This is a genomic window from Arthrobacter sp. NQ4 (assembly GCF_029077345.1).
GTDB lineage: Bacteria > Actinomycetota > Actinomycetes > Actinomycetales > Micrococcaceae > Arthrobacter.
Window position 1 is genome coordinate 78,243 of sequence record NZ_JARETC010000007.1, and the last position, 13,693, is coordinate 91,935.

Genomic DNA, 13,693 nt, shown 5'->3' on the forward strand with positions numbered 1-13,693 from the left:
TTCCGTGCGTGGCACCGCCTGCGCGGGCCGGTGTGATGATCATCGCAAACACTATCAGCAGGCTTGTCACCACGAGCCGAAGGCGCCGTGCGCTGGCCAGCCGGGCCGGGGCGGACGGGCAAAAAAGGGGGCTCTGGTAACAAAAAGGTTACTATTGAAGGCAAACCCCCGCTGATGATAGGTGTTTCCCTTGCGTTTAAAGACTGCAGCCGCACTTGTGCTGCTCGGCCTCCTGACACTTTTGGCCGGTATCGGCCAGAGAACCATCTGGGCTCCCTCCGAGACGTTCACCGCGTCCGCGCCGGCCGATGCCGCAGCGGCGCCGCTGACCGTTATTGACCAGAAGCTGCGCACCCTGCACGGCGGGACGGTCAAGATCAACGTCCAGGGCGACGGAAATTTCATGCTGGCCTCCGGCCGGTCGGATGACGTGGCTGCCTGGGTGGGCAAGACAGCCCACAACACCATCACCGGGGTGTCCGAGGACGAAAAGTCGCTCCAGGTTGAGCACGCCGACGGCGAAGGCACGGCACCGAACCCGGCCGGTTCGGACCTCTGGGTGTCCAACGAGAACGCCAGCGGCGAGCTTGAATACACCTGGACACCGCCCGCCGACGGCGACTGGAGCCTCCTGCTTGCCTCCGACGGCACGAAGCCGGCACCGGCCACCGTGTCCATGACGTTCCCGAACGACACGTCCACTCCCTGGGCTGTTCCGCTGATGGTCCTGGGCAGCCTTCTGATCGTGGGCGGAATCGTCCTGGCGCTGCTCTCCGCCCGCCGGAAAAACGGTGAAGGCGACAACGGCGGCGACTCCGGCTTCGCTGCCCGCGCCCGTGCCCGGAAGACGCAGAACCAGGACCCGTCGTCGTCCTCCAAGGTCACCATGGTGGCAGCCGGTGTGGCAGCAGCAGTGCTGGCCGCATCGGGCACGGCCGCCCAGGCTGCCAGCCCCAGCCCCCAGCCTTCCGGCAGTGCCTCATCGCCGGCCAAGGAAGCAGCAGGATCGCCTGTCCTGCTGGACGCACAGTTCCGCCGGATCCTGGAGCAGGTCTCCAGCGCCACCGATGCAGGGGACGCGGCCAAGGACGCCGCCAAGCTCGCGGACCGCGTTGCCGGCCCCGAACTGGAAATCCGCACCCAGAACTACAAGATCCGCTCCCAGGTGGGCTCCTACGAGCCGCGCATGCCCGTGCGCTCCACCAAGCTGCTGACCACGGTGGTCACCAGCGACCGTGACTGGCCGCGTTCGGTGCTGGCCGTGACCCAGGGCGAAGGCAACGTTGTCCCGCAGATCCTGACGCTGGTCCAGCAGTCGCCCCGCGAGAACTACAAGCTCATGGAAACCACGCCCCTGCAGCCGGGAACCACGTTCCCGAACATCAGCCGGGGCGGCACCGACACCCTGGCCGCATCGGACAAGTCCGGGCTGCTCTACAGTGGCGAGGAAGCAATGTCCGGCCTGGCCGACAGGCTCACGTCCGCGGACTCGCCGTTCAAGGACAAGCTGGTCGAGGGCGACTCCTCGCCGTACATCGCCGACACCCTGTCCTACCAGGCAGAGGTGGTCAAGGCCGGCGAGAACGGCAACTTCTCCTTCACCCACAAGGTGGTCCCCGAGAGCACCGTGGTGTTCCGGACCTCCGACGGCGGGGCCCTGGTCCTGGGCCGGATCAACTTCGGCTTCGAAGGCACCCCGAAGGCCGCCGGCGACAAGCTCAGCATCGGTGACGATGCCGCAGCCCTGGCCGGTGGCAAGGAAACCACCACGGGCATGGTCTTGAACTTCGCCGAATCGATGGCTGTCTACGTGCCGCCGGCAGGATCGACGGATCCGATGAAGCTTGTTGCCGCCACCCGCGGCCTGGTGGGCGCCAGCTTCAAGTAGCGCCTGACTGCATTACCACCGGCAGCGGCCGGAGTGGCTAGAGTGGGAAACATGAGTTCGCCAGCTTCCCGCCCAGTCCCTCCTGCCGCTGCCAACCTGCTTAACCTGCGCGGCGCCGTCGACCTTTCCTCACTGAAGCGCCCCGCAGCTCCCTCCGGTACAGCTCCCTCCGGTACAGCTCCCTCCGCCACCTCGCCGTCAGGGCCGCCGGCAGGGGTGGCGCAGGAAGGGCAGCCGGGCGCGGTGGCAGGCGGACCCGAGCTCAAGGTCAACGTCACCGAAGCAAACTTCCAGCAGTTGGTGGAACTGTCCGCACAGGTTCCCGTGGTGTTCGCGCTGTGGGCTTCCTACTCGCCGGAGTCCGGCAGGATGGTGGAGACCCTCGACCGCATCGTGGCCAGCTACGGTGGCCGCCTGGTCCTGGGCGCCGCCGACATCGAAGCTTTCCCGCAGCTTGCCCAGGCCTTCCAGGTGCAGGCCGTCCCCACCGCCGTCGCCGTCCTGAAGGGGCAGCCGGTACCGCTCTTCCAGGGGTCTGCGGAGGAGCAGCAGGTGCGCAGCCTCTTCGACGAACTCCTCAAGGTGGCCGCAGCCAACGGCGTCACAGGAAGCCTTGACGCCGGCGGCGCCGCTGAGCAGGAGCCGGCACCGCTGCCGCCGCTGCACCAGGCGGCGTACGACGCGATCGAAGCCGGGGATTACGCCGCCGCGGCTGAGGCCTACCGCCAGGCGCTGAAGGAAATGCCGTCGGACCATGAAGCCAAGGCCGGCCTGGCCCAGGTGGAGCTGATGGACCGGCTGCAGTCCGTGTCGGCCCAGGACAGCGAAGCGCTGCGCACGCTGGCGGCGAACGAGCCGGACAACCTGGAAGCCCAGCTTGGGGTGGCGGACCTGGACGTGGCCGGCGGCCACGTGGAGGACGCACTGAACCGGCTGGTGGCCTTCATCGGCAGGAATTTCGGTCCGGACCGTGAGACCGCAAGGGTCCGGCTGCTGGAACTGTTCGAGGTGGTGGGCGCCGGTGACGGGCGCGTGGCGAAGGCGCGCCAGGCGCTGGCCCGGGTGCTGTTCTAGTGCCGGCCCTGTTCCAGCCGCTGGCGCTGCGGTCCATGGAGCTGCAGCACCGGGGCTGGGTGTCGCCCATGTGCCAGTACAGCTGCGATCCCGACGACGCCCCGGGGGTTCCGAACGACTGGCACCTGGTGCACCTGGGCGGCTTTGCCGTGGGCGGCGCGGCGATGATCCTCACGGAAGCCGCGGCCGTGAACGCCGAAGGCCGGATCAGCCCCCGCGATGCCGGCCTGTACAACGACGAGCAGGCGGAAGCCTGGCAGCGGATCATTTCCTTCGTCCACCGGAACGGTACTGCCGGCACCAAGATTGGCGTGCAACTGGCCCACGCGGGCCGGAAAGCGTCCACGTTCTGGCCTTTCTCCGGCCGGCACGGCAGTGTTCCCGCCGCCGAGGGCGGGTGGGGCACCGTTGGTCCGTCCACCACCTCGTTCGAGGGCTACGAGGCGCCAGCTGCCATGACGGTGGAACAAATCCACGGCGTCATCGCCGATTTTGCCGCAGCCGCTGAACGCGCGGTGGCCGCGGGCTTCGACACCATGGAGATCCACGGGGCACATGGCTACCTCCTGCACCAGTTCCAGAGCCCGCTGATCAACGAGCGTGACGATGAGTGGGGCGGGGACGAGGCCGGACGCAACCGGCTAGTGCTGGCCGTGGTTGACGCGGTCCGCGCCGTGATTCCCGATTCCATGCCCCTGCTGCTCCGGATCTCGGCCACCGACTGGGCGCCGGGCGGCGTGGACCAGGAAGCCTCGGTCCGCCTGGCCCGCCAGGCGGCCGGCCGTGGCGTGGACCTGGTGGATGTTTCCAGCGGCGGGGCGGTGGCCCACCAGCAGATCAAGCCGGGCCTGGGCTACCAGACCGGGTTTTCCGCCGCCATCCGCTCGGAGGCCGGAATCGCCACCGGCACGGTGGGCCTGGTCACCACGCCGGGACAGGCGGAGCACGCGATCGCCACCGGCCAGGCCGACGGCGTCTTCATTGCCCGGGCCGCGCTGCGCGATCCCCACTGGTGGCTCCGGGCCGCGTTCGAACTGGGCCACGACATGGCCTGGCCGCCCCAGTACGAGCGGGCCATCCCGCGGCGGACCTTCTAAGCCCCATCCCGTGAAGACGGAGCCAGGCATGGCAGACTCTGCCGGGGACGGCCCTGACATCCCGGTTGGGCGGCAACTGGAAGCGAAAATCCTGGAACTGCTCGCTTCCCGGGCGGCAACGTCCACCATCTGCCCGTCCGATGCCGCCAGGGCGGTGGGCGGCGACGATTGGCGGCACCTCATGGAGCCGGCCCGCGAAGCTGCGCGGCGCCTGGTTGACGCCGGCCAGGTCCACATCACCCAGGGCGGCTCCGTCGTCGATCCCGCCACGGCAAAGGGGCCGATCCGGATCCGCAAGGCGCCGTGAAGGCCGGCCGTCAGCCGAGCAGGTCGTCCACGTAGCACCAGCGCCATTCTTCGCCGGGTTCGATGCTGCGCATGACGGGGGGGCCGGTTTCCTTGAAGTGGCGGCTGGCGTGACGTCCCGCCGAGGAGTCGCAGCAGCCAACGTGTCCGCAGGCAAGGCACATGCGCAGGTGCACCGGTGTGGTGCCCTCCCGTTCGCAGCCTGCACAGGCCGGGTTGTCGGGAAGCGGTGCCGGCATGGCCGCCGTCAGGTGGTCGCAGACGCCGCCCGGCTGGGAGAGCCCTTCACCGCCACCGCCGCCGGCAGCGGAGTCGAGTTCGTTGAGGGAAGCATCGAGCATGGACTCTTCCACATCCAGCCGCTCCAGGACTTCGCTGAGGACCTCATGGGCGAAGTCCCCGCCGCGCCGGAGTTCCAGGACTTTTTCCCGTTCGGCTTCCAGCATGGCCATCCGCAGCTGGGCGTACCGCTGGCTCGGGGTGGCTGCCTCTGCCGCTGGCCTGCCCAGGCGTTCCCAGGCTGCCAGTCCCCGCTCCTGGGTCCGCCGCCGCAGCATGTCCATGACTTCAGGTGGATCGCTGTCCCGCCGGAGCTTCTCCAGGCGCTCCATGCCCGCAGTGGTGGCCAGCTGCATCAGTGAGGCCTGGTTCAGCGCATCCTCGCGCCGGTCCGGCCCGGGCAAACCCAGGGCGCGGACCAGGGCCGGCAACGTAAAGCCCTGCAGCACCAGGGTGCCGGCCACCACCACCATGGCGGCCAGGACCAGGACGTTGCGGTGTTCCAGGTCATCGGGCAGCGTGAGCACGGCGGCCAGCGTGACGACGCCGCGCATGCCCGCCCAGGACACGATGGCGGGAAACTGCCAAGGCGGTGCGGGGTCCTTGCGCTGCACGGAAGGAATCAGGCGGGGGAGGTATGTGGCGGGAAAGACCCAGATGGGCCGGAGCACCAGCACGGCCACCAGGATCACGGCGCAGCCAATCCATACCCGGCCCGCGCCCAGGGAATCGTCCTGGACGCTGTCGATGATGGTCCGCACCTGCAGGCCGATCAGCAGGAACACGGAGTTCTCCAGGAGGAACTGCACCGTGTCCCAGTTGCTGCGGGCGCTTTGCCGCGCGGCCCCGTTGGGCATGGACGGCGCCTTGGTGCCCATCACCAGGCCGGTGACGACGACGGCGAGCACACCGGAGGCGTGGATGGCCTCGGCAGGGAGGAAGGCAACGAACGGGGCCATCAGCGACGTGGAGGTGTTGATGGCCACGTTGCTGATCCGTTTCCGGATTTCGGTAAGGATGTACGCGGCGGCGAGGCCCACCGCCAGCCCGCCGCCGGCCGCCACCACGAAGCCGCCCGCCACATCCAGTGCTGACACCGAGCCGGCGATGGCGGCCACGGCCGCGCGCAGGCACACCAGCGCCGTGGCGTCATTGACCAGTGACTCGCCTTCGAGGATGTTGACGATCCGGCGGGGCATGCCCACCTTCCGTGCGATCGCCGTGGCCGCCACGGCGTCCGGGGGAGCCACCGTCCGGGGGAGCCACCACCGCACCCAGGGCGATGGCGGCAGCCAGCGGGATTTCCGGGAACAGCCACCAGACCACCGCCCCGACCCCCAGTGTGCCGAAGATGACATAGCCCACGGACAGGAGCCCGATGGAGCGGCGGTTCGATGTGAAGTCGAACAACGATGTGCGGAACGCGGCGGCGTAGAGCAGCGGGGGCAGCAGGCCAACCAGGACCAGTTCGGGATTGAGCTCGACCTGCGGGATGAAAGGCAGGAAGGATCCTGCCACGCCCGCAAGGACCAGGAGCAGCGGAACCGGGAGATTGAGCTTCCGCCCCGCCGCGCTGCCGGCGCACACCACCGCAACGATCACCAGGAGGCCCAGGGCAATGTCCATGAGGTTAGTTTCGCACCCCCGCAGCGACGGCCCGCGGACTAGGCTGGCACCATGACTGCTCCCATGCCTGACCAGGCGTCGAATCCCGGCCCCGTGGCGGCCCTGTCCATCCGCGGGCTGGCCAAGCGGTTTGGCGGCAAGATCGCGGTGGACGGTATCAGCCTGGAGGTCCCGGCGGGTTCATTCTTTGGCATTGTGGGACCCAATGGTGCAGGCAAGACCACCACGCTGTCCATGGCCACCGGCCTCCTGCGCCCGGACTTCGGCACCGCCGTGGTGCACGGCGTCGACGTCTGGCAGCACCCACTTGAAGCGAAGCGGCTCATGGGGATCCTGCCCGACGGGGTCCGGCTCTTCGACCGGCTGACCGGAGAGCAGCTGATCACGTATGCCGGATTGCTGCGCGGCATGGACAAGAACGTGGTGGCCGCGCGGGTGGGGGAGCTGCTGGCTGCCATGGACCTCAGCCAGGACGCCGGAACACTGGTGGTGGACTACTCGGCGGGCATGACCAAGAAGATTGCCCTGGCCTCTGCCCTCATCCACGCCCCGCGGCTCCTGGTCCTGGACGAGCCCTTCGAAGCCGTTGACCCCGTGTCTGCAGCGAACATCCGCTCCATCCTGGACCGGTACGTGGACTCCGGCGGAACGGTCATCGTGTCCAGCCACGTGATGGATCTGGTCCAGCGCATGTGCGACCACGTGGCGGTGGTGGCCAAAGGCCGGCTGCTGGCCGCGGGCACGGTGGAGGAGGTGCGCGCCGGAGCCTCGCTGGAGGACCGGTTCGTACAGCTGGTTGGCGGCCACAGCCACACGGAGGGGCTGGAATGGTTGCGCACCTTCTAAGGCTCAAGCTCACGCTGCTCCGCAACGGACTGCGCCGCAGCCCCTGGCAGCTGGTGGGGATGGCCATCGCCGGGCTCTACGCCCTGGGCGTGGTGGCAACGCTGGTCATCGCCCTTGTCCTGCTGCGCAACGCCGGTCCGGTGACCGCCCACACGGCCGTGGTCCTGGGCGGCTCCGCCGCCGTCCTGGGCTGGGCCGTGGTTCCGGTGGTGGCCTCCGCCACGGACATGACCCTCGATCCGGCCCGCTTCACCACTTTTGCGGTCCCCATGAAGCAGCTGCTTGCCGGCCTTGCCCTTGGCGGCCTGATCGGCATCCCGGGCCTGGCCACCGCACTGGTGTCACTGTCCACGGTGGTCACCTGGTCACGGGGCGTGCTCCCCGCGCTCGCCGCTTTGGCCGGGGCGTGCCTGGGTGTCATGACCTGTATTGTGCTTGCCAAGGTGGTCACCACCGCAACAGCCAGCCTGGCGGCTTCCCGGCGCTTCAAGGACATCAGCGCCATTGCGGTCATGGTGCCGCTGGTCCTGCTGGGCCCCGTCGTGGCAGGGGTCGGCCGCGGCATCCCGGCATCCACGGGGTTCCTGCCAGAGCTGGCCCGGACCTTGTCCTGGACGCCGCTCGGGGCGCCATGGTCACTGGGCGGCGACGTCGCGTCGGGCCGGCCCGGGCAGGCCGCGGTGAAACTGCTGGTAGCGGTGGCGGTCCTCGGCGCCCTGGCCTGGTGCTGGAAGCTGCTGCTCGAACGGGCACTGGTCACCCCGCCGTACGCCGGCGCGGGGAAGCGCAGGGGCGGCAGGCTGGGACTGTTCGGCGTGCTGCCGCCCACCCCGGCCGGTGCGGTGATGGCCAGGTCTCTCACCTATTGGCTCCGGGACCCGCGGTACTCGGGTTCCCTGGTGGTCATCCCGCTGCTTCCGGTGGTCCTGGCGTTCCAGGGGACGCAGACGGGCAGCTACGGCAGCCTAGCTTTCCTTGCCCCCGTGGCCGCCTTCATTCTGGCCTGGTCCATCTCCGCCGACGTCTCCTATGACAACACCGCGTTTGCCCTGCACCTGGCCACCGGCGTCAGGGGGGTGGCGGACCGGCTGGGCCGGGCACTGGCGTGCATGACCTTTGCGCTGCCCGTGGTGCTGGTGTTCTCAGTGGGTTACGCCGCCTTCACGGGTAACTGGACGGCACTGCCCGGCCAGCTGGGGTTCAGCCTGGGGATCCTTTTCACCGGCCTGGGCCTTTCCTCGGTGGTATCGGCCCGCTACACCGTCACCGTCCCGCTGCCGGGGGACAGCCCGTTCAAGAAACCGCCGGGCAACGTGGGGCAGACCCTTGCCGTGCAGTTCGTGGGAATGCTGGTCCTGATGGTGCTGGTCCTGCCGGAGGCCGCGCTGCTGGTTGCCCAGGCGGTCACGGGCAACATCCTGTTCGGCTGGCTCAACCTCGCGGTGGGAACCGTCCTGGGCCTGGTCCTTTTCGGGGCCGGCGTCCGGCTGGGCGGCAGGTGGCTGGAGGCCCGCGGGCCGGAACTCCTGGCGCAGGTTACCGTCAACCGCTGACAGTTCCAGGAAGGGAACACCATGGAAATCGTGATACTCGGCGGCAGCAGGCAGATTGGAAGACTCGCGGCGGACGCCATCGAACACCTGGTCCGCCGCAAGCCGGACGCTGTCCTTGGCCTGGCCACGGGGTCATCGCCGCTGCCCGTCTATGACGAACTCGCCGCGCGCCATGAACGGGGCCTGGACTTCAGCAGGGCGTCCGCGTTCGCGCTGGACGAGTACGTGGGCCTGCCGGCCGGCCACCCCGAGTCCTACCGGGAGGTGATACGCCGGGAATTCACCGACCGCGTGAACATCGCGCCGGAGAACGTCCACGGCCCCGACGGAACCGCCACTGACATCCCGGCTGCCTGCGAGTCGTACGAACAGGCCATCGCTGCGGCCGGCGGCGTGGACCTTCAGTTGCTGGGCGTGGGCACCGACGGGCACATTGGCTTCAACGAACCGGGCTCCTCCTTCGCGTCGCGGACGCGGATCAAGAGCCTGATCGAGCAGACACGCCGGGACAACGCCAGGTTCTTCACCAGCCTGGCCGAGGTGCCGCACCACGTCATCACCCAGGGGCTGGGCACCATCATGGCGGCACGCCACGTGGTCCTCCTGGCCACGGGGGCGCAAAAGGCGCAGGCGGTCCGCGATTTCGTGGAGGGACCGGTGGCCGCCATCTGTCCCGCGTCGGTGCTGCAGTTCCATCCGCATGCCACGGTCCTGCTGGACGAAGCCGCCGCCTCGGCCCTGAAACTTGCCGATTTCTATCGCCATACGTACGAGAACAAGCCCGCGTGGCAGGGGCTGTGACGGCGCCTGCGGGAGCGGCGCCAGGGCGTCCAAAAGTACGACGGCGGCCGGTGCGGGACCCCGGCACGGGCGTGCCGCCGTCGAACGTCCGGCCGGGGGAACGGCTAAGATGGATGCCATGACTAGCATGACGGACCCTCTCGAAAACGACCCGATGCGCGAGCTTTCCGGGGCTGGAACGTCCACGGCCACCATTGAGCGCGAGGAACTGCGCCAGGAAGTGGAACCGGGGGACCGGGAGCGCTTCTCGCACTATGTGCGGAAGGAAAAGATCATGGAGTCCGCCATGACCGGGGAGCCCGTCATTGCCCTGTGCGGCAAGGTGTGGACCCCGGGCCGGGACCCGAAGAAATTCCCTGTCTGCCCCGAGTGCAAGGAAGTCTATGATGGCCTCCGCCCGGGCAACGACGGCGGGAAGGGTCCGGGCGGCTCGGGCAACAACAAGTAGTGACGGAGACGCTCTTTGGCGGCCCCACCCTGCCTCCGGCCTACCCGGAACGTGCAGCCTGGGGAACCGCCCCGAAACTCCGTGCCTGGCAACAGGAAGCCCTTGACCTCTACCTTGCGAACAGCCCCCGCGACTTCCTTGCGGTGGCAACCCCTGGTGCAGGTAAGACGACGTTCGCGCTGCGCATCGCCTCCACGCTGATCGACTCCGGGGCAGTGAACCGCGTGACCATTGTTGCCCCCACCGACCACCTGAAGCGCCAGTGGGCGGACGCTGCCGCCAAGGTGGGGATCGCCATCGACCCCAACTTCAAGAACTCGGACGGCCAGCACGGCCGCGGCTTCATTGGCGTCGCCGTCACCTACGCACAGGTGGCCAGCAAACCCCTGCTGCACCGCGCCAAGACCGAGGCCGCCCGCACCCTGGTGATCCTGGACGAGATCCACCACGGCGGAGAGGCCCTGTCCTGGGGCGACGGCCTGCGCGAGGCATTCGATCCCGCGGTGCGCCGGCTGTCCCTGACCGGTACGCCGTTCCGTTCGGACACCTCGCCCATCCCGTTCGTGGAGTACGCCGAAGACCGCGACGGCATCCGGCGCTCCAAGGCCGACTACACCTACGGCTATGGCAACGCCCTCCGCGACCACGTGGTCCGGCCGGTGATGTTCATGGCCTACTCCGGCCAGATGCGCTGGCGCACCAGCGCGGGCGAGGAAATGGCCGCGTCCCTGGGCGAGGCCGCGGTAACCAAGGACATCACCAGCCACGCGTGGCGGACCGCCCTGAACCCGGCAGGGGAGTGGATTCCTGCTGTCCTGGCCGGCGCGGACAGGCGGCTCAGCGAAGTCCGGCGCACCGTGCCGGATGCCGGCGGCCTGGTCATCGCCACCGACCACGAGGACGCCCGTGCGTACGCCGGCCAGCTGAAGAAGATTACCGGGGAGTCGCCCACCGTCATCCTGTCCGACGACGCCAAGGCCTCCAGCAAGATCGAGGAATTTTCCGCCGGCGACAAGCGCTGGATGGTGGCTGTCCGCATGGTGTCCGAAGGCGTCGACGTGCCCCGGTTGTCCGTGGGCGTCTACGCCACGTCTACCTCCACTCCGCTGTTCTTCGCCCAGGCCGTGGGCCGTTTCGTGCGTGCCCGCAAGAGGGGCGAAACGGCGTCGGTGTTCCTGCCGTCCGTGCCGCAGCTGATGGCGCTGGCCAACTCCATGGAGATGGAGCGTGACCACGCGCTGGACCGGCCCGAGAAGGAAGACGGCGACGGCCTCTTCAACCCGGAAGACTCGCTGATGGACGAGGCCAACCGCGAAGAGAAGGCCTCAGACAGCCTCACGAAGGGCAAGTTCGAAGCGCTGGACTCCCAGGCGTCCTTTGACCGGGTGCTGTTCGACGGCGGCGAGTTCGGCACCGGCGGCGAGGTGGGGTCCGACGACGAAATGGACTTCCTGGGCATCCCCGGGCTGCTGGACGCCGAGCAGGTGGGAACGCTGCTGCGCCAGCGCCAGCATGAGCAGCTGAACCGCAAGAACCGGAAGTCCCCGGCTGCGGACGCCCAGCAGGTTCCTGCCGTTCCGGACCACCGCATGCTGATGGACCTGCGCAACGAACTGGCCAAGAACGTGGCCGCCTGGGCTGCCCGGACCGGGACCCCGCACGGGGTGGTGCACACCAAGCTGCGCACGGTCTGCGGCGGGCCTCCCGTAGCCCAGGCCAACGAGGAGCAGCTGAAGTCCCGGCTGCGCAAGCTCCAGGACTGGTTCGTGGGCCGCAAATAGCGCCCTAGGCGATGTCCGCCCCGCCGAGTTCCATCTCGGCAACGGCGTCTTCCAGGTCCTCGGCGATCCCGGCGGTCAGCGACCGCACCACGGTGACGCCGTAGCCGGCCTGGACGGCGTCCAGGGCTGTGGCCTTCACGCAGTAGTCGGTGGCGATGCCCACCACCACCACGTCCTCCACGTCATGGCTCTGCAGCCAGTCGTCGAGGCCGATGGCGTCCTCGTCGGCTTCCAGCTGTGCCTGGGCGCCGGGCAGGCCGCCGGGCTGCCGTTCCCCGGTGGGGACGGCGTCCTCAGGGGCCAGCAGGCCCTCGAAGCCTGAGTAGGCGGCGGCGAACTGGCCTTTCCGGAAGTACGCATCGACGTACTCCGTGTCCAGGTCCGGATGGAGTTCGGCCCCGCGGGTGCCTGCCACGCAGTGCCGGGGCCAGCTCTCCTTGTAATCGGGCGTATCGGAAAAGTGGCTGCCGGGGTCGACGTGCCAGTCCTGGGTGGCCACCACATGGTCGAATTCGCTGTGGTGGGCGTCCAGGTACTCGCTGATGGCGCCCGCAACTGCGGCTCCGCCGGGAACGGCGAGCGAGCCGCCCTCGCAGAAATCGTTCTGCACGTCCACGATGATCAAAGCGCGCGACATCAGTGCTCCTCGTAGATGGTGGGGATCGCGGCCTCGCCGCGCTGCAGGCGGTTGACCACCGGCGGCAGCTCAGCCATGGAATCTGCGTGGCGCTGCCGTGCGCGCAGAACGCCTTCGTGCCCGGTCCAGCCCGGCAGCAGTTCGCCGTTCTTCATGAACTGCTGCAGCAACGGACGGTCGTTGCCGTCGTCCTCGGGCCGGTGGCCCACTCCCACTACCTCTGCGGTGGCGGTACCGCGTTCGTCCAGCTTCCGCAGTGCGTACTTGCGGCCGCCCACGCTGGCCTTGTTCTTGGCCGCCTTGGCAACGGAGACGAAGTTGCCGTCGTCGTCCGTGCGGCTGACGAGTTTGTAGACCATGCTCGCCGTCGGGGCCCCTGACCCGGTCACCAGCGAGGTGCCCACCCCGTAGGAGTCCACAGGGGCTGACTGCAGGGCTGCGATGGCGTACTCGTCCAGGTCCGAGGTCACCACGATCTTCGTGTGCTCGTTCCCGAGGTCGTCCAGGAGGCGGCGTACCCACTGGGCCTGGGCCACCAGGTCGCCCGAGTCCAGCCGGACGGCGCCCAGCCGCGGCCCTGCCAGCTCGACGGCCGTGCGGACGGCCTTTTCGACGTCGTACGTGTCCACCAGCAGGGAGGTGCCCGCGCCCAGGGAGGCAATCTGGGCCTCAAAGGCCTCCCGCTCGGTGTCGTGCAGAAGGGTGAACGAGTGGGCTGCAGTCCCCACGGTTTTCACGCCGTAGCGGACGCCTGCCTCCAGGTTGGACGTGCTGTCAAAGCCGGCAATGATCGCCGCCCGCGCCGATGCGGTGGCAGCCTCCTCGTGGGTGCGCCGGGATCCCATTTCGATGCAGGGACGGCCGCCCGCCGCGCTGACCATCCGGGACGCGGCGGAGGCGATGGCGGTGTCGTGGTTGAGCACGGACAGCAGGTAGGTCTCCAGCATGCAGGCTTCGGCGAACGAGGCCTCCACCACCAGGATGGGGGAGTTGGGAAAATACGCTTCCCCCTCGGCGTAGCCCCAGATGTCGCCGGAGAATTTGTAGTTGGCCAGGTACTCCAGCGTTTCCTGGTTGACCACCTGGGTGCGTTCCAGGAAATCCAGTTCCGCCTCGCCGAAACGGAAATTCGCAATGCCTTCCAGGAGGCGTCCAGTGCCCGCAACAATGCCGTAGCGCCGGCCGTCGGGCAGGCGCCGTGCAAACGCCTCGAACACGGACCTGCGGTGTGCCGCCCCCGAATGAAGGGACGCCTGCAGCATGGTCAGCTCGTAGTGGTCGGTATAAAAGGACGTGCGGGGATGGTCCCAGCCGGCTGAGGTGCTCACGAAAATCACTCTAGTGGGCATCCACATAG

At 68.6% G+C, this 13,693-nt stretch carries 11 protein-coding genes and 1 pseudogene; 9 read left to right on the forward strand and 3 right to left on the reverse strand.

Annotated features, from left to right (window positions below; genetic code table 11):
- Window positions 1-217 precede the first annotated feature (217 nt).
- Genes PUN51_RS13260 through PUN51_RS13275 form a run of 4 tightly spaced genes read left to right on the forward strand, consistent with a single transcriptional unit; the run spans window position 218 to window position 4,366 of the window.
- Window positions 218-1,888, forward strand: coding sequence for a hypothetical protein (locus PUN51_RS13260; protein WP_275181334.1), 1,671 nt, complete (start codon window positions 218-220; stop codon window positions 1,886-1,888).
- Between the two features lie 51 nt (window positions 1,889-1,939).
- Window positions 1,940-2,962, forward strand: a complete 1,023-nt coding sequence (locus PUN51_RS13265) for a tetratricopeptide repeat protein (protein WP_275181271.1) — start codon at window positions 1,940-1,942, stop codon at window positions 2,960-2,962.
- Window positions 2,962-4,059 carry an NADH:flavin oxidoreductase/NADH oxidase gene (locus tag PUN51_RS13270; protein ID WP_275181272.1) on the forward strand — a complete coding sequence of 366 codons (1,098 nt, stop codon included), beginning with the start codon at window positions 2,962-2,964 and terminating at the stop codon, window positions 4,057-4,059. Before PUN51_RS13265 ends, PUN51_RS13270 begins: the two co-directional genes overlap by 1 nt.
- Before the next feature lie 28 nt (window positions 4,060-4,087).
- Window positions 4,088-4,366, forward strand: a complete 279-nt coding sequence (locus PUN51_RS13275; protein WP_224026460.1) for a DUF3253 domain-containing protein — start codon at window positions 4,088-4,090, stop codon at window positions 4,364-4,366.
- 10 nt (window positions 4,367-4,376) lie between these two features.
- Here the strand turns inward: PUN51_RS13275 and PUN51_RS13280 are convergent.
- Window positions 4,377-6,270, reverse strand: a pseudogene (locus tag PUN51_RS13280) (Na+/H+ antiporter).
- 51 nt (window positions 6,271-6,321) lie between these two features.
- On the opposite strand from PUN51_RS13280, the gene PUN51_RS13285 reads away from it, so the two are divergent.
- The 5 genes from PUN51_RS13285 (at window position 6,322) to PUN51_RS13305 (ending at window position 11,699) form a co-directional block, all read left to right on the forward strand.
- The gene (locus PUN51_RS13285; protein WP_159631661.1) at window positions 6,322-7,116 is read left to right on the forward strand and encodes an ABC transporter ATP-binding protein; all 795 of its coding nucleotides are present in this window, start codon (window positions 6,322-6,324) and stop codon (window positions 7,114-7,116) included.
- On the forward strand, window positions 7,098-8,669 hold the full coding sequence (locus PUN51_RS13290; RefSeq protein WP_275181273.1) for a transporter: 1,572 nt from the start codon (window positions 7,098-7,100) through the stop codon (window positions 8,667-8,669). Before PUN51_RS13285 ends, PUN51_RS13290 begins: the two co-directional genes overlap by 19 nt.
- 21 nt (window positions 8,670-8,690) lie before the next feature.
- Window positions 8,691-9,470 (forward strand): glucosamine-6-phosphate deaminase, encoded by a 780-nt coding sequence (gene nagB / locus PUN51_RS13295; protein ID WP_275181274.1) that lies wholly within the window; start codon window positions 8,691-8,693, stop codon window positions 9,468-9,470.
- A 109-nt stretch (window positions 9,471-9,579) separates the two neighbouring features.
- Entirely contained in the window at window positions 9,580-9,918 is a 339-nt protein-coding gene (locus tag PUN51_RS13300; protein WP_159631664.1) for a DUF3039 domain-containing protein, read from the forward strand.
- Window positions 9,918-11,699: a DEAD/DEAH box helicase gene (locus PUN51_RS13305; RefSeq protein ID WP_159631665.1), complete on the forward strand. Its 1,782-nt coding sequence runs from the start codon at window positions 9,918-9,920 to the stop codon at window positions 11,697-11,699. The genes PUN51_RS13300 and PUN51_RS13305 overlap by 1 nt, the downstream gene beginning before the upstream one ends.
- A 4-nt stretch (window positions 11,700-11,703) precedes the next feature.
- Here the strand turns inward: PUN51_RS13305 and PUN51_RS13310 are convergent, their stop codons facing one another.
- On the reverse strand, window positions 11,704-12,336 hold the full coding sequence (locus tag PUN51_RS13310; protein WP_275181275.1) for an isochorismatase family protein: 633 nt from the start codon (window positions 12,334-12,336) through the stop codon (window positions 11,704-11,706).
- Window positions 12,336-13,664 (reverse strand): nicotinate phosphoribosyltransferase, encoded by a 1,329-nt coding sequence (locus PUN51_RS13315; RefSeq protein WP_275181276.1) that lies wholly within the window; start codon window positions 13,662-13,664, stop codon window positions 12,336-12,338. Before PUN51_RS13315 ends, PUN51_RS13310 begins: the two co-directional genes overlap by 1 nt.
- Window positions 13,665-13,693: the final 29 nt, after the last annotated feature.